Raw genomic sequence first — 20,731 nt, 5'->3', positions numbered from 1 at the left:
CCGCGTCAATGCCCATATGCTGCCGAATTGGCATGCCCCGGGCCGATCGAGCGGGCCGGGGCATGGCGGTCAATCCGCCCAGTAAAGCCTGGTCGGATTGTCGATCAGCAGCTTGCGCTGCAATTCCGGCGTGGGTGCGATGCGCGGGATCATGTCGACGAGGTGCCCGTCATCGGGGATGGCGTCCTGCATGTTGGGGTGCGGCCAATCGGTACCCCACAGCACGCGGTCCTGATAGTCCGCCACCAGCGGCGCCACCGCATCGGCAAAGGCGTTCCACGGGCTGCCGGCGCTGTCCAGCCGGTCAGGGCAGGTGGCCTTGAACCAGATGTCGGGCCGCGAATCGAGGAATGCGCGGAAGGCTTTCATGTCGGCCCCGTCCGGCCCCTGGGTCACGTCGGGGCGGCCCATGTGGTCGATCACCAGCGGCATGGGGATCGCGTCCATGAACGGGCGCAGTTCCTCAAGGATGTCGGCCTCGAAATAGATCACCACGTGCCAGCCCTTGGGCAGGCGCTTGGCCACGTCGAGGAACTTGTCCTTGGGCGCGTCGTCCACCAGGCGCTTGAGGAAATTGAAGCGGATGCCGCGGATGCCGCCGTCATGCAGCGCGGCCAGCTCGGCTTCGGAAATCGCCGGATCGACCACGGCCACGCCGCGTGCTTTTCCGTTCGACTTGGCAATGGCATCAAGCGTGGCGGCATTGTCGGTGCCGTGGCAGCTCGCCTGCACGATCACGTTCTTGTCGAAGCCCAGATGGTCGCGCAGGGCAAACAGCATGTCTGGCCCGGCATCTTCGGGCAGGTACTTGGCCTTGGCGCTGAACGGGAATTGCGCCATCGGGCCGAACACATGGCAATGCGCATCGATCGCGCCGGCCGGCGGGGTATAGCGCGGCTTCGACGGATTGCCGTGCCAGGAAACGATACGGTCGGTCATGGTCTTGTCCTTGAAAGCCGGGCTTCGACAGGCTCAGCCCGAACGGCATCCTATTTGAATTCTTGCGCTCCGTTCGCCCTGAGCCTGTCGAAGGGCAAGAAGCGCAACGTCACCCGAAAACCACCCCATCCATCAGCTTGCGCGCGGTGCGCAGCAGGGCAGCGGTCTTCACTGCGCCGGCCTCGTCCACTTCCAGCACGCAGCTCATCTCGCCGGTCGGGTGCTCCACCGAGAGCGTCTTGCGCGGCCCATCGCTCACTTGGGCGACGTCGGCCGCAGGAGATCCGTCCAGCAGGCAGGCCGTCGCCACCGAAACCGCGCCGAGCACGCCGATCGTGGCGTGGGCACGGTGCGGGATGAAGCTGCGTACCGTCACCGCGCCGCCGTTGCGCGGCGGGGCCACCAGCATCATCTTGGGCACGGACTTGTCCTTCACGTCGCCCAGGTTCATCAGCGGGCCCACTTCCAGCCGGATCGCCTCGATCCGCGCTTTCAGGTCAGTGGCATTGTCCAGCCAGTCGCGGTCTTCATAGCCCGTCACGCCCACGTCTTCGGCCTTCATCACCACGCAGGGCATGCCGTTGTCGATCAGCGTCACCGCCACGCCCTGGATGGTGTCCACCGCGTTGCCGGTGGGCAGCAGCGCCCCGCACGAGGAGCCGGCGGTGTCGCGGAATTCCAGCGGCACCGGGGCATGGGTGCCCGGCACGCCGTCGATGGCGGCTTCCCCGGCATAAGTCGGCACGCCGCCCGGCGTCCGCACCGTGGCCACGGCCACTTGCCCGGTGTTCTCCATGAAGATCGCCACGCGGGTTTCATCGCCCGTCGCCGCCACAAGGCCGCGCTCGATCGCAAAGGGGCCCACGCCCGCCAGGATATTGCCGCAGTTCTGCGCGTCTGTGACAATCGCCTGGTCGACGAAGACCTGCAGGAACAGGTAATCGACATCGATCCCCTCGCGCGCAGACTTGCTGACCACCGCCACTTTGCTGGTCAAGGGATCGGCGCCGCCCAGCCCGTCGATCTGGCGCGGATCAGGCGAACCCATCACGCCCAGCAGAAAGGCATCGCGCGTCGCCACGTCGGCGGGCAGATCGTCTTTCAGGAAATAGCCGCCCTTCGACGTGCCGCCGCGCATCCACATGCAGGGCGCGGAAATTCCGGTGGTCATGGGTCTTGCTCCTTGGTTGCGGGGGAGGGGCGAGCCTATCTCCCCCTCCTCTGAAGAGGAGGGGGCTAATGTTTTGGCCTCAAACGTACTTCAGGCCTTCCTTCTCCAGTCGCTCGCGCATCTTGTACATGTCGAGGCCCAGCACGCCATTGGCCAGCTTCTCGCGCTTTTCGCCTTCGTTGGCTTCGCGCGCCTGCGCGGCTTTCAGCACCTCGGCGGCCTTTTCGCGCGGCACCACCACCACGCCATCGTCATCGGCCACGATCACGTCACCGGGGTTCACCGCGCAATTGGCGCAGACCACCGGCACGTTGACGCTGCCCAGCGTGTTCTTCACCGTCCCTTGCGCATAGATCGCCTTGGACCACACCGGGAACTGCATCTCGGTCAGGTCCTTCACATCGCGCACGCCGGCGTCGATCACCAGGCCACGGCAGCCGCGCGCCTGGGCCGAAGTGGCGAGCAGGTCGCCGAAATAGCCGTCTTCGCAAGGCGAGGTGGGGGCGAGCAGCAGGATGTCGCCTTCCTTGAGCTGTTCGATGGCAACGTGGACCATCCAGTTGTCGCCCGGAGGAGCGCTGATCGTCACGGCAGAGCCGGCAATGCGCGCGCCGCGATAGATCGGGCGCATATAGCTGGCGAGCAGGCCGGTACGGCCCTGCGCTTCGTGAACGGTGGCGACGCCACAGGCGGCCAGGCCGTCGATCACGGCCGGATCGGCCCGTTCGATGTTCTGCACGACGATACCCGACATGGCGCTTGTCTCCCTTGATAGCTGAGCCGGTTCGGCACGGATGGCTGCATTTGGAACCGGGGGCGGGCAGCGCCAAATGCAATGTTTGGCGTGTGTCATAAGGAAATGCTAAGTCTGGATGGATGAACCGCTCCGATTCCGCGCTCAACATCCGCCACTTTGCGGCCTTTGCCGCCACCGTGCGCCACGGCAGCGTGACGCGCGCGGCCCGCGCCATCAATCTGACCCAGCCCGCCCTGACCCAGGCGATCGCCAGGCTGGAGGCGGACCTGGGCTGCCTGCTGTTCGAACGCGGCGCGGCCGGCATGACCGCCACCGAACCGGCGCGCCTCTTGGCCCCGCGCGCCGAGGCAGCGATCGAGCACATCGGCTCGCCGCGCGTGACGGGCACGCAGATGCGCGCGTTCCTGGCCCTGGCACGGGCCGGTTCTTATGCCGGGGCCGCGCAGGATACCGGGCTTTCGGCGGCCTCGCTCCACCGCGCCGTGGCCGATCTGGGCGTGGCGCTGGGCCAGCGGCTGATCGATCGGCGCGGGCGCACCGTGCTGCTCACCCCGGCCGGTGCGCGCCGCGCGCGCGGCTTCGGCTTGGCCATGGCCGAATTGCGCAGTGGCCTTGCCGAAGTGGCGGCGTGGCAGGGCAAGGCGGCGGGCCGCGTGGTCATCGGCGCCATGCCGCTGTCGCGGGCGCGCTGGCTGCCCGAAACCTTGCTGCGCTTTGCGCAAGGCTATCCCGGCGTGGACGTGGCCGTGGTCGAAGGCAGCCATGCCGAACTCGTCGGCCCGCTGCGCGACGGGGAAATCGACTTCATGCTGGGCGCCCTGCGCGAAACCACCGCGCTTGACGATCTGGTGCAGGAAGCTGCGTTCGAGGATCGCCCCGCGCTGGTCATGCGCGCGGGGCATCCGCTGGCCGATCCGGCCGTGCCGCTCGATCCGGCGGCATTGCGGCACTATCCGTGGATATTGCCTGGCGGCGACACGCCGCTGCGGCACTATTGGGAAGCGATGATGCAGGCTGCCACCGGCCAGGCGCCGCCCCACGTGGGCATCGAATGCGGTTCGGTGCTCACGGTGCGGCAATTGCTGGTGGGTTCCGATGCGCTTACGCTGCTCAGCCCGGCGCAACTGGCGGTGGAACTCGATGTCGGGCTGCTGGCTGCGCGGCCCACCCCGGTGCCGGTGCGGCGCACCATCGGGATGACGCACCGCACGCTGTGGCGGCCCACCGCGCCGCAGGCCGCATTCCTTGCCCTGCTGCGCGAGGTGGCCGACAAAGGCCTCGCATAAATTTATACCTTGCGCGCTCTTTGCATTTGTATGCGTAGCGTAAGGGTCGCAACAGGTGCGCCATGGAGAGAACACTTGCCCTGATCGGGTTCGGCGAAGCCGGATCGACCTTTGCCAAGGCGGCTGGCTGGGAAGCGTCGGCACAGGCGTTTGACATCAATCCTGCGCGCCATGCGGCCATGGAAGAGGCCGGGGTGCTCTCTGCGGCCACGGCCGACAGCGCGCTGTCTGGTGCCGGCCTCGTGCTCAGCCTGGTCACTGCCGATGCCGCGCTGCCCGTGGCGCGGGATGTGGCCCCCGTGCTCGAACCGGGCACCCTGTTCTGCGACATGAATTCGGTGGCGCCCGATACCAAGCGGGCGGCCGCGCTGGCAGTGGAAGCGGCGGGCGCGCGCTATGTCGATGTGGCGGTGCTGGCCCCGGTCAACCCCGCGCGGCTCAAGGTGCCGCTGCTGGTATCCGGCCCTGCGGCCGATGATGCGGCGGCTGCCCTGCGCGCGGTCGGCTTTACCAACGTTCGCGTGGTCGGCGCCGATGTGGGCCGGGCCAGTGCGATCAAGATGATCCGCTCGATCATGGTCAAGGGCGTGGAAGCGCTGACCGCCGAAATGATGCTGGCCGCCACCAAGGCGGGCGTGGTGCAAGAAGTGCTGGCCTCGCTCGATGCGAGCGAGAAGAGCGAAAGCTGGTTCACCCGCGCCGCCTACAACATCGAGCGGATGACGACGCACGGCCTGCGCCGCGCCGCCGAGATGGAGGAGTCGGCCAAGACTCTCATCGGCCTGGGCGTGGAACCGTTGATGACCACCGGCACCGTGGCGCGCCAGCGCAGCCAGGCCGGCCACACCATCGCCTTCGAAACACCAGCAAAGACCACCAAGGAACCGGCCGAATGACCATGATTATCGACTGCCACGGCCATTACACCGTGCTGCCCAAGGCGCATGATGCCTGGCGCGAAGCGCAGAAGGCCGCGTTCAAGGCGGGCGAGGCGGCACCGCCCTACCCCGATATTTCCGATGACGAGATCCGCGAGACGATCGAGGCCAACCAGCTGCGCCTGATCAAGGAACGCGGCGCCGACATGACGATCTTCTCGCCCCGCGCCAGCGCCATGGCCCCGCACGTGGGTGACCAGAGCGTGGCCGTGCCTTGGGCCCAGGCCTGCAACAACCTGATCGCGCGCGTCGTGGCGCTCTATCCCGACGTGTTCGCCGGGGTGTGCATGCTGCCCCAGTCGCCCGAGGCCGACATGACCAGCTCGATTGCGGAGCTGGAGCGCTGCGTGACCGAGCTGGGCTTCATCGGCTGCAATCTCAATCCCGATCCGGGCGGCGGCCATTTCAAGCATCCGCCGCTGACGGACGAATTCTGGTTCCCCTTCTATGAAAAGATGGTGGAACTCGATGTGCCGGCGATGATCCACGTTTCGGGCAGCTGCAACCCGGCGATGCACGCCACCGGCGCCTATTACATCGCGGCCGACTCGATCGCGTTCATGCAGTTGCTCGAAGGCGATCTGTTCAGCCGCTTCCCCACGTTGCGTTTCATCATCCCGCATGGCGGCGGCGCGGTGCCCTATCACTGGGGGCGCTATCGCGGCCTGGCCGACATGCTGAAAAAGCCGGCGCTCGACGGGCACCTGATGAACAACGTGTTCTTCGATACTTGCGTCTATCACCAGCCCGGCGTGAACCTGCTGGCCGAAGTGATCGAAACCAAGAACATCCTGTTCGGCTCGGAAATGGTCGGGGCCGTGCGCGGCATCGACCCGACGACCGGCCACTATTTCGACGATACCAAGCGCTATGTCGATGCGCTGAACATCTCCGACGCGCAGCGCCATGCGATCTTCGAAGGCAATGCCCGCCGCGTGTTCCCGCGCCTTGACGAAAAGCTGAAGGAGAGAGGCCTGTGAGCATCGACAAGGGAGCGCCGGACAGCAAGCCGCGCGACATCCACGAATATCTGGCCGAATTCGACGATATCCCCGGCACCCGCGTCTATACCGCCGCGCGTGCTCGCAAGGGCTATCACATCAACCAGTTCGCGATGAGCCTGATGAAGGCGGAAAACCGCGCCCGGTTCAAGGCGGATGAACGCGCCTATCTGGACGAATGGAAGATCAGCGAAGAGGCCAAGCAGGCACTGCTGGCACGCGACTACAACACGCTGCTCGACATGGGCGGGAATGTCTATTTCCTGTCCAAGCTGTTCTCGTCCGATGGCCTGCCCTTTGCCGAGGCGGTCTCGACCATGACGGACATGACCTGGCCCGAATATCGCCAGATGATGCTCGATGGCGGCCGCTCGCCCGAAGGCAATCGCTCGATCAAGGAAAACCTGGCCGCCGCCGCGCGCGCGCAGGAAACCGGGAAGGACAACTGACCATGGCGCGGATTACCGCAGGCGTCGGTTCCAGCCACGTGCCCCTGCTGGGCGTGGCGGTGGACCAGGGCAAATCCAACGACGACTATTTCGGCCCGATCTTTGCCGGATATGAATGGACCCGTCAGTGGGAAAAGGAACAGAAGCCCGATGTGATCATCCTGGTCTACAACGACCACGCATCGGCCTTTGACATGAAGATCGTCCCCACCTTCGCGATCGGCTGCGGCGAAAGCTACAAGCCGGCCGACGAAGGCTGGGGCCCGCGCCAGGTGCCCGACGTGGAAGGCCATCCCGACCTCGCCTGGCACATCGCGCAAAGCCTGATCCTCGACGAATTCGACATGACCATCATCAACGAGATGGACGTGGACCACGGGCTGACCGTGCCGCTGTCGATGATGTTCGGCCAGCCAGATGCCTGGCCTGCCAAGGTCATCCCGCTCGCCGTCAATGTCGTGACTTATCCGGTGCCCTCGGGCAACCGCTGCTGGGCGCTGGGCGAAGCGATCAAGCGTGCGGTGGAAAGCTTCCCCGAAGACCTCAACGTGCAGATCTGGGGCACCGGCGGCATGAGCCACCAGCTCCAAGGCAAGCGTGCCGGCCTGCTCAACCGCGAGTGGGACAACAAGTTCCTCGACCTTCTGATCGGCGAAACCGACGAAGCGCGCTGGATTCCGCACATCGAATACTTGCGCGAGACCGGCTCGGAAGGGATCGAGATGGTCATGTGGCTGATCATGCGCGGTGCGCTGGGTGACAAGACCCGCCTGCTGCACCGGCATTACCATATCCCCTGCTCCAACACCGCGATCGGGCACATCGTGCTCGAACCGGTGGAAGAGGAAACCGTGCCGGCGTAAGCCAAGGCACACTCTTATCCCCCTCCCGCCTGCGGGAGGGGCCGGGGGAGGGCATGGCAAGGTGCGCTCCCTCAATTCGCGTCCGGGAAGGGTCAACAAACCCTTCCCAATCCCTCCCGCCAGCGGGACGGGAGCCTTACAGGAGTTACCCCATGCGTATTGCCCTGGTCGGTGCCGGCGCCTTTGGCGAAAAGCACCTTGATGGTCTCAAGAATGTCGACGGCGTCGAAATCGTTTCGGTGATCAGCCGCCGCGCCGATCAGGCCGCTGCGGTTGCCGCCAAGTATGGCGCCCGCCACTCCGGCACCGAGCTGGAAGAAGCGCTGGCCCTGCCCGACGTGGATGCCGTGATCCTGTGCACGCCCACCCAGATGCACGCCGAGCAGGCGATCGCCTGCATGAACGCGGGCAAGCACGTGCAGGTGGAAATCCCCCTGGCCGATAGCTGGGCCGATGCGCAAGCCGTGGTGGCCAAGCAGAAGGAAACCGGGCTGGTCTGCATGGTGGGCCACACCCGCCGCTTCAACCCGTCGCACCAGTATGTGCACAACAAGATCAAGGCAGGGGAATTCAACGTCCAGCAGATGGACGTGCAGACCTATTTCTTCCGCCGCAGGAACATCAACGCCAAGGGCGAAGCGCGCTCGTGGACCGACCATCTGCTGTGGCACCACGCCGCCCACACGGTGGACTTGTTCGCCTACCAGGCCGGCAAGATCGTCAAGGCCAATGCCGTCGAAGGGCCGATCCACCCGGAATTGGGCATCGCCATGGACATGTCGATCCAGCTCAAGAGCGAAAGCGGCGCGATCTGCACGCTCTCGCTCTCGTTCAACAACGACGGCCCGCTCGGCACGTTCTTCCGCTATATCGGTGACACCGCCACCTATATCGCCCGTTACGACGATCTGGTGAACGGCAAGGAAGAGCCGATCGACGTGAGCCATGTCGACGTGTCGATGAACGGCATCGAGTTGCAGGACCGCGAATTCATCGCCGCGATCCGCGAAGGGCGCGAGCCCAACAGCTCGGTGGGCAAAGTGCTCGATTGCTATCGCGTGCTGGGCGAACTGGAAAAACAGCTCGCCGCCGGGTAAGCTGCAAAAAGGGAAGGCCCGCCTGCCACGGCGGGCCTTTTCGTATCGGGCCATGGGGCAGCAAAAGCCACAGGCCCAGGAAGAGGATGTCGATGATGGAAGTCCTGATCGCCTATTCCGGGCGCAGCCTGGTGCGCCCGCGCTATTATGCCAATGCCCATGACAAGGACGCGGTCGAAATCGCCCCTGTCGCCATGCCGATCCGCGATGCGCGGGGGCGCGGCACCAGCCTTGACGTGGAAGGCTTCGAGCTGGTGCGCGATCCCAGCGCCGTGACCGATTTTGCCGATCGCGCGCAGGTCATGGCCGTCCACGTTCCCGAAATCGCCGCGCTGATCAAGGACCTGACTGGCGCCTCCCGCGTGGAAGTGACGGGCGCGGGCCTGCTGCGCTTTTCCGAACGGTCGGGCCGGGCGGGTAGCCTCGACAATTCGATGCCGGCGCGCTTTGCCCATATCGACGTGTCACCGGCAACGGCCCTGACGATGAGCCAGCGCCTGGCCGCCGGGCGGCCGCACACCCGCGTGGCGCAGTACAATATCTGGCGTGCGCTGTCCGCGCCGCCGCAGGACGTGCCCCTGGCGCTGTGCGATGCGCGCAGCCTGGCCGCAGAGGATTGCATCGCTGCCGACGCGATTTTCGATCCCCCCGGCGGCGCGCCGGAATGGTCGTTCGAAAGCTATGTGATTGCTGCCAATCCCGCGCATCGCTGGCACTGGTTTTCCGACCTGACGGCGGACGAGGCGATCGTGTTCAAGACATTCGACAGCGATTCGCGCCGTGCCACCCACGTTCCGCACGTGGCGTTCGACATGCCCGGCTGCCCGGCCGATGCGCCCCCGCGCGTCAGCATCGAGATGCGCGCCACCGCCTTCTGGGAGGCGTGAGGGTCTGTTTGGAAAATGCCCAAGGGGGGCATTTTCGTTGCGGCACCGGCCCGCTCCCCCACCCGACCTCCCAACGATAGTACCCTATGGGAGGTCGGGTGGGGGAGCGGGCCGGTGCCGCAAATCCGGCAAAGCCGGATTTCCAACCGGCTCTGAACCGGCGCAGTTGTGCAACAGTTATGAATTATACATTTCGGCCCATTTTTTCGCATTGCTGAAAGTTTCGCATATGTGATACCAAGGGTCCCAGACCGGAACCATCCGGCTGCTATCCTTGGGAGGATACCGAAATGGCGTTTTCACGCTCCGATCTGCTGTGCTCTGCAGCCGTTCTGCTTTCGCTCGCCGCCGCGCCGGCCCAAGCCCAATCCGCGCCTGAAAGCACACCGACCACCACGCCTGAAATCGTGGTGACCGCCCAGTTCCGCACCCAGAAGCTGCAGGATACGCCGCTGGCGATCACCGCCATCAACGGCGCGGCCCTGGCGGCGCGCGGGCAGACCAACATTTCCGAAGTGGCCGCACAGACGCCCAACGTGACGCTGGCCCCGCAGAACCAATACCTGGGCCCCGGCATCATCGCGTTCATCCGCGGCGTGGGCCAGTCCGACCCGAACTTTGCGCTGGAACCGGGCGTGGGCATGTATGTGGACGATGTCTACCTGCCCACGCTGACCGGATCGCTGCTCGACCTGATGGACCTGGATCGGGTGGAAGTGTTGCGCGGGCCGCAGGGCACGCTGGCCGGGCGCAACTCGCTGGGCGGCTCGATCAAGCTTTATGGCGTCAAGCCCAAGGGCGACAATTCCGGTTCGTTCGAAGCGACCTATGGCAGCTATCACCGCGTCGACCTGCGCGGCCATTTCGATCTCAAGCTGACCGATACCCTGGCGATGCGCGTTTCGGGCGTGAGCAAGAACCGCGATGGCTATGTCAAGATCCTGGACTATGCGCTGACCCATCCGGGCAGCACGGTGCCGACGATGGCGACCGGTGCCAATCCGCAAGTGGGCACGCTGGGCGGCACCAGCTTTGCCGCCGGCAAGGTGGCTTTCCGCTGGACGCCCGATGCCAACGTGGAAGTCAATGTTTCGGCCGACTACACGCGCGAGCGCGACGAGCCCGGCGCCTCGGTGCTGATCTATGGCAACAACATTGCCCAGTTCGCCGGATCGCCGGTCACCAAGGACCCCAACCGCGCCTGGCTCTATGGCACCGACGGCGCGCCGATCCCGCTCGATTGCCGCTTCGTGCCCAGCGGGCGCAACAGCTGCGATACGCTCAAGGGCTATGACAAGCGCTATGTCAGCTATGCCACGTTCTATGACGCGGCGCGCCCCGATCACCAGGTGCCGTACAAGCCGCTGGCGCTCAACCGCCATTCCAACCTCGACAACTATGGTTTTGCCGGCACGATCGACTGGACGCTGGGGCCGAGCCTCGCGCTGAAATCGATCACCGCCTATCGCCATTACGATTCCGACTGGTCGTTTGCCGAAAGCGCCCCGGTCGTGCCATCGATGCTCAACCAGGCGCAGAGCAATTCGCAGTGGAGCCAGGAACTGCGCCTTACCGGCAAGGCGCTCAACAACACGCTCGATTTCGTGCTGGGCGGGTTCTATTTCCACGCCAAGGGCCTGTTCACCGGGCGCATCGACCTCAACTATGCCGGGATCGATTTCCTCCACGGCCCCGATCCGACGCCAGCCACCAACAAGGCATTGTTCGCCAATGCCAGCTGGAAGCCGTTCGAGGCTTTCACGCTGACCGGCGGCCTGCGCGAATCGTGGGACCACAAGGAATATGGCTATGTGCGCCACAACCCGGATGGCAGCACGATCCAGCCCTGCACCGGCTATCCCTTTGGCGTGAACCAGCCGCCCAACTGCGCGCTGGCCGCACTCAACGGGCTCTACAAGACGTTCGATGCCTCGCGCCTCGATTGGCGCGTGGCGGCCGACTATCGCTTCTCGCCCGCGCTGATGGTCTATGGCCAGGTTTCTACCGGCTACCGTTCGGGTGGCGTCAACCCGCGCCCGTTCTATCCCAGCCAGGTGGAGGATTTCCGGCCCGAGACGATCACGGCTTACGAAGCGGGCTTCAAGTCTGACCTGTTCGATCGCCGCGTGCGTTTCAACGTTTCGGCATTCTTCAACGATTACAAGAACATCATCCTGACGGTGCTCAATTGCCCGAACACCGCCGGGTTCCCCACCACGCCTTGCCTCCAGCCCAAGAACGTGGGCTCTGCCCATGTGAAGGGCATCGAAGTGGAAACCACCATCCGCCCGATCGAGCACCTCACGCTCGACGGGTCGCTCTCGTGGCTCAAGTTCAAATATACCACGGTCGATACCGCCAACACCGGGGTTTCGGCGAACATGGTGCCGCCCTACACGCCCGAATGGAAATGGAACGCGGGCTTGTCCTATGACATTCCCGACGTGCTCAAGGGCCTGGTCACAGTGCGCCTGGATGGCAGCTACCAATCGCACATCTATGTCGATCCCACCAACGTCGACGCGGTCAACGTGCCCGCCGCCACGGCCAGCCCCCTGGCCTATCAGACGGCGACCAACCGCATCGACGACTACTTCCTGGCCAACGCGCGCGTGACCTGGAAAAGCGATGCCGATACCTGGTCGGTCAGCGCCGAAGTGCGCAACCTGACCAACAAGTATTACTTCACCTCGATGACCGCCAACTATGGCCCGATCGGCACCAGCGCGGGCGCGCCGGGCCTGCCGCGCACCTGGGCGGTGACGGTGAAGCGCAATTTCTGAGCAGGCATTGCCCGTGCGCCGATGAAATGGGCCTCCTTCCCTTGGCGGAAGGGGGCCTTTTTCTTGGCCGAATCCCCTTGATCCGTGGGCGTCCGGTGGTACAACGATCCTAACAATTGATAAGGTGAGGATGCCATGGGCGACTATCCGCCAACCCCCTATTTCATCGGGCTCAACGCCCCGGTGCGCACCGAACTCACGCTGGAGGGCTTGCGCGTGGAAGGCACCCTGCCGCCCGAAGTGCGTGGCGCATTCTTTCGCGCGGTGCCCGATCCGGCCTTTCCGCCCAAGTTTGCCGACGATCACACGCTGTCGGGCGATGGCATGATCAGCCGGGTGCGCTTCAACGCCGATGGCACCGCCGATTATGCCATCCGCTTTGTCGAAACCGCGCGGCACAAGGCGGAAAAAGAAGCGGGCCAAGCGCGCTTTGGCCGATACCGCAACCCCTTTACCGACGATCCCGAAGTGGCCGGGGTGGATCGCACCGTGGCCAACACCACGCCGGTGTGGCACGCAGGGCGCCTGTTGATGACCAAGGAGGACGGGCGGCCCTATCGCATCGATCCCCACACGCTCGACACGCTGGGATCGTTCGATTTCGATGGCCTGCTCAAGTCGGAAACGATGACCGCGCATGTGCGGATCGATCCTGACAGCGGCGATCTCTATTTCTACGGCTATGAGGCCGATGGCCTGGCGTCGACCACGATCGCCTATGCGCGAGTGGGCGCCGATGGCGAGCTGAAATCGGAACAGTGGTTCGACGCGCCCTATTGCGCGATGATGCATGATTTCACGATAACCAGGAACTGGGCGCTGTTCCCGATCTACCCCACCACCGCCGATCTCGATCGGATGAAAGCGGGCGGCGAGCACTGGCATCACCAGCAGGGCCTCGATTCCTGGCTGGGCGTGATGCCACGCGATGGCGATGTGAAGGACATCAAGTGGTTCAAGGGCCCCAAGGGCGTCTATTGCTATCACATGATGAACGCCTGGGAGGATGAGGCGGGCCTGCTGCATTTCGACCAGTGCCTGTCGAGCAGCAACGCGTTTTCCTTCATCCGCGAGCCGGCGGGCCTGTTCCTCCAGCCCTGGGAGATTACCGGCGGGCTCACGCGCTGGACCGTCGATCCCAATGGCCCGGCCGGCGAAGTGACCGAAACCGTGATCGGCCCGCCGGGCGATTTTCCGATCATTCCCGCCGCGCGGCAGGGGCGCCCCTATCAGACGGGATGGATGCTGACGATGAATCCCGATCGGCAGGGGCCGCCGGTCATGGGCGGCCCTGTGCTGGGCATGTTCGATCTGCTGGTGCGGCTCGACGGGATGGACACCGCCGCCCCGCAGGTCACCCAGGCGCTGCCGATGCAGCCGGGCTGGTGTTATAACGAGCCGGTCCACGTGCCCAGCGCCACCCCGGGACACGACGGTTACCTGGTGACCATGGTGGACCACCAGATCGGCGAAAATGATTTCGAGCATTTCGCCTGGGTGATCGACGCCGGCAACCTGGGGGCAGGGCCGGTGGCGACGGTGAAAATCCCCACCCGGCTGCGTCCGCAGGTGCACGGCTGGTGGGTGCCTCAACACCAGCTGGACGCGGTGCTCGATGAGGCTGGGGCATGACGCGCATCGTCATTACCGGGGCTTCGGGCAACTATGGGCGGGGCGTGGCCGATGCGCTGGTGGCCATGGGCCGGGCGGCAGACCTGATCCTGATCACGCGCAAGCCGGAAAAGCTGGCCGAGCGGGCGGACCAGGGCTGCACCGTGCGGCGGGGCGATTTCGATCACCCTGCCACGCTGCCCCAGGCGATGGCCGGCGGTGATGTGTTGCTTCTGATCTCGGGCACCCGCGTGGGTGCGCGCGTGGTCCAGCACAAGGCCGCGATCGATGCCGCCGTGGCGGCCGGGTTGCGGCATATCGTCTATACCAGCTTCATCGGCATCGACGATCCGGCCAACCCCGCCGAAGTGCGGCACGACCATATCGAAACCGAGCGCCTGATCCGCGCCTCGGGCCTGGCCTTCACCATGCTGCGCGACGCGCACTATGCCGATGCCATGCTGCTGATGGCCGGGCCGCAAGTGATGCAGAGCGGCAAGTGGTTTGCCAATGCCGGGCAGGGGCGCGAGGCGATGGTCTGGCGGGACGATTGCATCGCCAGCGCCGTGGCCGTGCTGACCACGCCCGGCCACGAAAACCGCATCTACAACATCACCGGGCCGGAATTGCAGACCTTTGCCGAAGTGGCCGCGATCATGGCCGAAGTGACCGGCTGCCCGGTGGACTACGTGGACCTGGACGACGACGCGCAATATGCGCTGTTTGACGGCCTGGGCATCCCGCGCCGCCCGGTGGACGACCAGACCGTGGCCGGCGTGCCGTGGAACAGCGACGACATGGTCACGTTCGGCCGTGCCATTCGCGAGGGCTTCCTGGAAATCTGCACCGACGATGTGGAGCGCCTGACCGGCCGCCCGGCGCGATCCACGCGGGCGATGGTGGAAGCCAACGTGGCGATGCTGCGCGCCGCGGCGGGGCGGTAGGAGGCAGGCCCCTCCACCACCCGCTGCGCGGGCTGGTGGAGGGGCCTGCTAAACCAAAATCACAAAGCCTTGGCGTAGAGCGCGAGCAGCTTGCTCCAGACCTTTTCGGCCTGGACCTTGTCATAGACCGGCGCGTCGATCGTGCACCAGCCGTGCTGCGCGGGATAGACGGCCACATCGGCCGGGCGCTCGGCGGCCGCGGCGGCATCCTTCAGTGCGGTCTTGTCACCCGGCGCGCGGGCATCGTCGTTTTGCGCGATGGCAAAGATGAACGAGGCTTGCGTCTGGCCCAGCAGTTTGTGCGGGCTGTTGGCAGTGTCGTTCACCAGGTTCGCGCCGTGGCACGACACCGCCGCGCCAACCCGCGCGGGCCGGGCATAGGCCGCGAACACGGTATAGGGGCCGCCCATGCAATAGCCCTGGGTGCCGATCTTGTGCGCCGTATCCACCTGCGGCTGCCGGTCGAGCCAGTCGATATAGCTGCCGGCATCGGCCTGGATCTTTTCCGGGCTCAGCGCCTGGATCATCGGTTGCAGTTTCTGCTGGCCTTCGGGCGTGCGCCAGGCGGCAAAATCAGGCAGCACCGGGGCCGGGCTGTTGCGGTAATAATGGTTGATCGCCAGCACGGCAAAGCCGGCTGCGGCCAGGCGCGTGGCCATGGTCTGATACGCATCGCGCAGGCCGGCGATGTCGGGCCAGAGCAGCACAGCGGGATGCTTGCCTTTGGCGGGATAAACGAAAAAGCCATCCGCCGTGCCATCGGCCGTCTCGATGGTAATCGGGCGCGATTGCGTTGCCAAACCGGCCGGAGTGGCGGCCACGCAACCAGGCGCAATGGCCAGGGTGGCGGCGCCAGCACCCATGGCGGCGAACTGGCGACGGTTTACCGCCAGCCACTGCGTGTTGTCGTCTTCGGTCAAGCTGTCGCACATGGCGCGTCTCTCCAGAACCTGTTCCCCGTCCGCCCACAGGCTTAGCGCAGGCGGGCGGCCAACGGGAATCGGTTTTTGGGGCAAGCGGTTTCAGGTGAGGTCTGCCAGGCCCACCTTGATGCCGGCCTGCGCCTGGGCCATGGCAGCGCGGCGCAGGCGTTCGATTTCCAGCCGGGCCGGCGGGGCTTCTTCCTGCGGCAGGGCAGCCAGGCTGGCTTCATAGATTTCGCGGAAATCCTCGGCGAATTCGGGGTGCGTCAGGATCAGACCATCGCCGCGCGCCATGCCGGCAAAGATCTTCTGCCCGACCTCATACGGGTCCATGCCCGCTTCGAACGCGGTGCCGAACTGCTGCAATTCCGCCGCGCTCACCGGGGCAAAGCCGCTTTCGCCAAAGGCCTCGGGCCGCTTGAGCGCGCTGTCCCAGGCATTGGTGCGGGTCAGGGCAGGGCAGCACAGGGCGCAGCCGATGCCATGGGGCGCCAGGTTATAGCGCAGCGATTCGGTCAACCCACGCACGGCAAACTTGCTGGCGGTGTAGATGCCCGCCTGGGGGCCGGGCAGGAAAGCGGCCATGCTGGCCACGTTGACCACGGCGCGGGGGCCGCTGGCGGCCTTGATCGCTGGCAGGGCACTGACCAGGCCATTGACCACGCCGCCGAAATTGACGCCCATGATCCAGTCGTAATCGGCAAAGCTCGCCTCGTCGGTATCGCCGAACACGCTGACCCCGGCGTTGTTCACCAGCACGTGCAGCGCACCGAAATGCGCCACCGTCTGTGCCACCACTTCGGCCCAGCGGGCACGGTCGGTAACGTCAAGCGCGAGGAACAGCGGCGCGGGGCGCCCTTCTGCGGCAAACTGCGCGGCGACGGCATCGCGTTGCCGCGTGTCGCGATAGGTCAGGGCAAGGGCCATGCCCGCATCGCTGAAAGCACGGGCCACGCCCAGGCCGATGCCGGTTCCACCGCCGGTGACGAGCGCCACCTGGCCGGCCCAGGGCGCGTGGTTTTCTTGCGCGTGCATCGATGATTTCCTCTCGCCATCTTTTCTATAATCGTTAGTGTTGCATACTAACAAAGAGAATGGGAGAGCCTAAAATGAGCGAGCTGGAGCAGCGCCTTGCCGACCTGGAAGCGCGCGTGACGCAGATCGAGGATGTCAACGCCATCCGCCGCCTGCAGTGGGCCTATGGCTATTACATCGACTACAACCGGCCCGAGGAAGTGGCCGGCCTGTTTGCCAAGGATGGCGCCGTGGTGTTCCTGTCGGGCGAATATCGCGGCTACGAAGGGATCATGCGCCTTTATGGCACCTGGTTCCAGAACCTGTTTACCGGCGGGCGCCGTGGGCCGGTCAAGGGCCTGCTGCTCGACCATTTCCAGTTGCAGGACGTGATCACGCTGGCGCCCGATGGCCAGACCGCCAAGGGCCGGTTTCGCGGCATCCTGGCCGGAGGCTGGCACGATGCGATCCTCGATGCCAAGCCCGAAGGGATGCCGCAGCAATTCTGGGAATCGGGCATCTATGAAAACGACTATGTGAAGGAAGACGGCGTCTGGAAGATCAGGCGCCTGGACTACATGATGCAGTGGCAGGCCGACTATGAAACCGGCTGGGCCAAGACCACCGCACACCTGCAGCCGGCGGTGCAATGCTACCCCGAAAATCCCATCGGCCCCGATGTGATCTTGCCCGAAACGCAAGTGCGCGAAACCTGGCCGCATCGCCAGGAAGTGCCGATGAGCTTTGCCCATCCAGTGCTGGCGGCGGCCTTTGCGGTGGGCGATTTCACCCCCTTGCAAAAGCGCTGGCCCTGATCGGGCGCGCCTAGGCCACGTCCTGGCTTTCGCGCGGTTGATCCAGCTGGTGGTCCCACTGGGTCATCCGCGCCAGCAGCCGGCTGGCGGCGCGGCGGAACGTGCCGCGGTCACGGCTGCTGAAATCGGCAAAGAGCTGGCGACTCACTTCGGCCATGGCGGGCACGCTGCGGTCGAACATGGCCTGTCCGGCCTCGCTCAAACGGAAGGGTTTGCGCCGGCGATTGCGCAAGTCTTCGCCCGGTTCCACCAGGCCTTTATGATGCAGTGCAACCAGCGCGCGGCTGACATTCATGGGAGGGACGCCCATGATTTCCGAAAGTTCGTGGCCGGCCAGTTCGCCTTCGCCGCCCAGCGCCAGGATGATGCGCAAGTCGGTCGGCGCCAGGTCCAGCGGCTCGGCCACGCCGATGCGCATCGGGTTGGCCACAAAGGTGGCCAGTTTCAACAGATCGACCAGCAGCGCGGCGTCCTCGTCCACGCCATCCATGGCATTGCGGGGTGGTTCGGCGGCGGTGCGGCCCGAGTTCGTGCGGCTGATCATGCCGCTTAGTATGACAACCATGGCAAGCGCGGCAAGAGGCCGCATGCTTTGCTGCGCTGCATGGTGAACGGCGCAGAATTCCGCCGATTTTGGCGGCATCGTGCGCATTCGGGCTTGTTGTTGGATTGCATCAGTTGTTATTATCCGAAGGCGGCTGCAAACGCCCTCTTGCGCTCTGCTAATTAGTATGTCTAACTAACAAACAGAACGAGGCTCGATAACGGGCCGATCCAGGAGAGGGGCTTATGGCCAGCATGATTCCCAACACGCTATCGTTGCGTCTTTTTGCCGCAGGCAGCGCGGCCGCCATGGCATTGGCGCTGAGCACGGCCGCGCAGGCTGCCGATGCAGCGCCGCAGCAGGCGCCCGCACCGCAGGCCACCACGCCCCAGGGCGATGCGCAGGCGGCGAGCGAAGACCAGGGCATTCGCGAGATCGTGGTGACCGCGCAGTTCCGCAACCAGCGCCTGCAGGACACGCCGCTTTCGATCACCGCGGTGGATGCCGGGCTGCTGGCCGCGCGCAACCAGACCGACATTTCGCAGATCGCGGCGCAGGCGCCCAACGTGCAGCTTACCCAGATGGGCGGGGCGTTCGGATCGTCGATGGCCGCCTACATCCGCGGTATCGGCCAGTACGATTTCAACCCGGCCTATGAACCGGGCGTGGGCATGTACGTCGACGATGTCTACTATGCCACGCTGACCGGCTCGGTGATGGACCTGCTCGATCTCGATCGGGTGGAAGTGCTGCGCGGGCCGCAGGGCACGCTGACCGGGCGTAACTCGATCGGCGGGGCCATCAAGATGTTTTCGGTCAAGCCGCAGCCGGGCGATTCCGGCCAGATCGAAGCAGTCTATGGCGCGCGCAACCGCGTCGATCTGCGCGGCAGCCTGAATTTCCAGCTGGCCGACGGGCTCTATGCCCGCGTCTCGGGCGTGTACAAGCGCCAGGACGGCTATATCGACATCGTCGACTATGGCTGTGCCAAGCCGGGCAACTCGCTGGGGCTGACGGCGGGCGCCAACGTGCCGGCCAACTGCGTGACCGGCAAGCTGGGCGAGAAGAACTATTCCGGCCTGCGTGGCTCGCTGCGCTACAATCCCAACGACAAGATCGATTGGGTCGTGACCGGCGACTATACCTATGAAAACCGCTCCAACGCGGCGAGCGTGCTGACGGTCGACGATACCACCAAGACCGACGGCATCAATTTCATCTGCGGCCCGCGCTGCACGTATGCCAACTGGTACATGGATGCAGGTGGCCAAGCCGCGCAAAGCTATTCCATGCCGCGCAACACGGTGTTTTCCGGCTGGGGCGTTTCCAGCAACCTGACCTTGGGCCTGACCGACGATCTCAAGCTGGTTTCGATCACCGCCTATCGCAAGTACAAGCAGACGTTCGGCACCGACGACGATTTCACGCCCGATCCGAACATTGCCGGGGCCGGCTACAACGATCTGCGCTTCCACTTCTTCAGCCAGGAACTGCGCCTCAACGGCAAGATCGGCGATCTGGCCGACTGGACGATCGGCGGGTTCTACAACGACCAGACCTCGGTCTATTTCACGCGGCAGGACATCCGCTACATCGGCCACGGCGCGCCGTTCCTGTTCCTGCAGTTCCTGGGCAATGACCCGGTCAACGCCAACAGCAAGGCCGCATTCGGCACCGTGATCCTGCATCCCACGCCCGGCCTCAACATCACGGGCGGGTTGCGCTATACCAAGGAGCACAAGGACTATACCTTCGTGCGCAAGAACTGGTCGGGCGGCACGCTGACCGACATCTTCGGCGTGGGCGCGCTCGATGGCACGGTGGCGAACTACAACGGCAGCAAGCTCGACTGGCGCCTGTCGGTGGATTATCGCTTCAGCCCCGAACTGCTGGCCTATGCCACGGTCAGCACCGGGTTCAAGGGCGGCGGCGTTACCGCGCGGCCGTTCACCAAGAACCAGGCCGTCAACGGCACCTTCACACCCGAAACGCTCACCGCCTATGAAGTGGGCATCAAGTCTGACCTGTTCGATCGCAGGGTGCGCTTCAACCTTTCGGGCTTCGTCAACGATTACAAGAATATCCAACTCCCGCTGGCGGACTGCTCGATCCTTGACGGCTTTGCCGTGGGCACCGATCCGTTCCCCTGCGCGGCGATCGGCAATGCCGGCGATGGCAAGATGTGGGGCGCTGAAGCGGAATTGACCGCGCACCCGGTCGAAGGGCTGGATATCGACGCCACGCTCAGCTGGATCGACGGCGAATGGAACCGGATCGGCGCCACGGTGGGTAAATCGATCCAATTGCAGGATCCGATCGTCACGCCGCACTGGCGCGGCAGCTTCGGCATCCAGTATCGCATCCCGGTGGAAGGCCACGGCTCGCTTACTCCGCGCTTTGACCTTGCCTATACCGGCAAGCAAAGCGTGGGCCGCCTGAGTGGCACCCGCCCGCTGGACTACAACCCGGCCTTTGCCGTGGGCAATGCGCGGCTGACCTGGCGCAACGAGAAGGAAGACCTGACCGTCGCCTTTGAAGTGCAGAACCTGTTCGACAAGTACTATTACCTGCCGCTGCGCTTCCAGGCGCTCTATGCCTCGGCCGGCACGGTCTACAGCAACGTGGGACGCCCGCGCGAATGGGCCCTGAGTGTGGCCAAGAAGTTCTGAACTGATTTTCCAGTCATGAGGGGAAAGGGGTAGCCTGCAA

18 protein-coding genes are annotated in these 20,731 nt (G+C 64.9%); 12 read left to right on the top strand and 6 right to left on the bottom strand.

Annotated features, from left to right (window positions below; all coding sequences use genetic code 11):
• Positions 1–69: 69 nt before the first annotated feature.
• The 3 genes from FHT19_RS20590 to ligK form a co-directional block, all read right to left on the bottom strand.
• Entirely contained in the window at positions 70–939 is an 870-nt protein-coding gene (locus FHT19_RS20590) for an amidohydrolase family protein (protein ID WP_169476609.1), read from the bottom strand.
• A gap of 109 nt (positions 940–1,048) precedes the next feature.
• Positions 1,049–2,110, bottom strand: coding sequence for a 4-oxalomesaconate tautomerase (locus tag FHT19_RS20585; protein ID WP_169476608.1), 1,062 nt, complete (start codon positions 2,108–2,110; stop codon positions 1,049–1,051).
• Between the two features lie 79 nt (positions 2,111–2,189).
• Positions 2,190–2,864 carry a 4-carboxy-4-hydroxy-2-oxoadipate aldolase/oxaloacetate decarboxylase gene (ligK, locus tag FHT19_RS20580; protein ID WP_169476607.1) on the bottom strand — a complete coding sequence of 225 codons (675 nt, stop codon included), beginning with the start codon at positions 2,862–2,864 and terminating at the stop codon, positions 2,190–2,192.
• A gap of 122 nt (positions 2,865–2,986) precedes the next feature.
• On the opposite strand from ligK, the gene FHT19_RS20575 reads away from it, so the two are divergent.
• From FHT19_RS20575 to FHT19_RS20530, 10 genes are all read left to right on the top strand, one after another.
• Positions 2,987–4,153 (top strand): LysR family transcriptional regulator, encoded by a 1,167-nt coding sequence (locus FHT19_RS20575; protein ID WP_169476606.1) that lies wholly within the window; start codon positions 2,987–2,989, stop codon positions 4,151–4,153.
• Positions 4,154–4,215: 62 nt separating this feature from the next.
• Complete coding sequence (locus FHT19_RS20570) at positions 4,216–5,049, top strand: NAD(P)-dependent oxidoreductase (protein WP_168556452.1); 834 nt, start codon at positions 4,216–4,218, stop codon at positions 5,047–5,049.
• Positions 5,046–6,071 carry an amidohydrolase family protein gene (locus FHT19_RS20565; RefSeq protein ID WP_169476605.1) on the top strand — a complete coding sequence of 342 codons (1,026 nt, stop codon included), beginning with the start codon at positions 5,046–5,048 and terminating at the stop codon, positions 6,069–6,071. Before FHT19_RS20570 ends, FHT19_RS20565 begins: the two co-directional genes overlap by 4 nt.
• Entirely contained in the window at positions 6,068–6,541 is a 474-nt protein-coding gene (gene ligA, locus FHT19_RS20560; protein ID WP_248290584.1) for a protocatechuate 4,5-dioxygenase subunit alpha, read from the top strand. The genes FHT19_RS20565 and ligA overlap by 4 nt, the downstream gene beginning before the upstream one ends.
• A 2-nt stretch (positions 6,542–6,543) precedes the next feature.
• Entirely contained in the window at positions 6,544–7,404 is an 861-nt protein-coding gene (locus FHT19_RS20555; RefSeq protein ID WP_169476604.1) for a class III extradiol dioxygenase subunit beta, read from the top strand.
• Between the two features lie 152 nt (positions 7,405–7,556).
• A complete protein-coding gene (locus FHT19_RS20550) occupies positions 7,557–8,501 on the top strand; it encodes a Gfo/Idh/MocA family oxidoreductase (RefSeq protein WP_168556455.1) in 945 nt (314 codons plus the stop codon).
• A 92-nt stretch (positions 8,502–8,593) separates the two neighbouring features.
• A complete protein-coding gene (locus tag FHT19_RS20545; RefSeq protein WP_248290583.1) occupies positions 8,594–9,388 on the top strand; it encodes a CmcJ/NvfI family oxidoreductase in 795 nt (264 codons plus the stop codon).
• A gap of 290 nt (positions 9,389–9,678) precedes the next feature.
• Positions 9,679–12,171 (top strand): TonB-dependent receptor, encoded by a 2,493-nt coding sequence (locus FHT19_RS20540; protein ID WP_169476603.1) that lies wholly within the window; start codon positions 9,679–9,681, stop codon positions 12,169–12,171.
• Between the two features lie 135 nt (positions 12,172–12,306).
• A complete protein-coding gene (locus FHT19_RS20535) occupies positions 12,307–13,803 on the top strand; it encodes a carotenoid oxygenase family protein (RefSeq protein WP_169476602.1) in 1,497 nt (498 codons plus the stop codon).
• Positions 13,800–14,726, top strand: coding sequence for an SDR family oxidoreductase (locus FHT19_RS20530; RefSeq protein ID WP_169476601.1), 927 nt, complete (start codon positions 13,800–13,802; stop codon positions 14,724–14,726). Before FHT19_RS20535 ends, FHT19_RS20530 begins: the two co-directional genes overlap by 4 nt.
• Positions 14,727–14,785: 59 nt before the next feature.
• Here the strand turns inward: FHT19_RS20530 and FHT19_RS20525 are convergent, their stop codons facing one another.
• Entirely contained in the window at positions 14,786–15,658 is an 873-nt protein-coding gene (locus FHT19_RS20525) for a dienelactone hydrolase family protein (RefSeq protein WP_169476600.1), read from the bottom strand.
• 90 nt (positions 15,659–15,748) lie between these two features.
• Complete coding sequence (locus tag FHT19_RS20520) at positions 15,749–16,684, bottom strand: SDR family oxidoreductase (protein ID WP_168556460.1); 936 nt, start codon at positions 16,682–16,684, stop codon at positions 15,749–15,751.
• Between the two features lie 74 nt (positions 16,685–16,758).
• Between FHT19_RS20520 and FHT19_RS20515 the strand changes: the two genes are divergently transcribed.
• Positions 16,759–17,478, top strand: a complete 720-nt coding sequence (locus FHT19_RS20515; protein WP_169476599.1) for a nuclear transport factor 2 family protein — start codon at positions 16,759–16,761, stop codon at positions 17,476–17,478.
• A 10-nt stretch (positions 17,479–17,488) separates the two neighbouring features.
• Here FHT19_RS20515 and FHT19_RS20510 read toward each other — a convergent pair whose 3' ends face one another.
• Complete coding sequence (locus FHT19_RS20510) at positions 17,489–18,022, bottom strand: MarR family transcriptional regulator (protein ID WP_169476598.1); 534 nt, start codon at positions 18,020–18,022, stop codon at positions 17,489–17,491.
• A gap of 245 nt (positions 18,023–18,267) precedes the next feature.
• Between FHT19_RS20510 and FHT19_RS20505 the strand changes: the two genes are divergently transcribed.
• The gene (locus FHT19_RS20505; RefSeq protein WP_169476597.1) at positions 18,268–20,691 is read left to right on the top strand and encodes a TonB-dependent receptor; all 2,424 of its coding nucleotides are present in this window, start codon (positions 18,268–18,270) and stop codon (positions 20,689–20,691) included.
• The last annotated feature ends 40 nt before the right edge of the window (positions 20,692–20,731 follow it).

It is taken from the genome of Novosphingobium sp. SG919, from assembly GCF_012932495.1.
GTDB classification, from domain to species: Bacteria; Pseudomonadota; Alphaproteobacteria; order Sphingomonadales; family Sphingomonadaceae; genus Novosphingobium; species Novosphingobium rhizosphaerae.
This window is presented reverse-complemented; position numbering and strand designations above follow the sequence as displayed.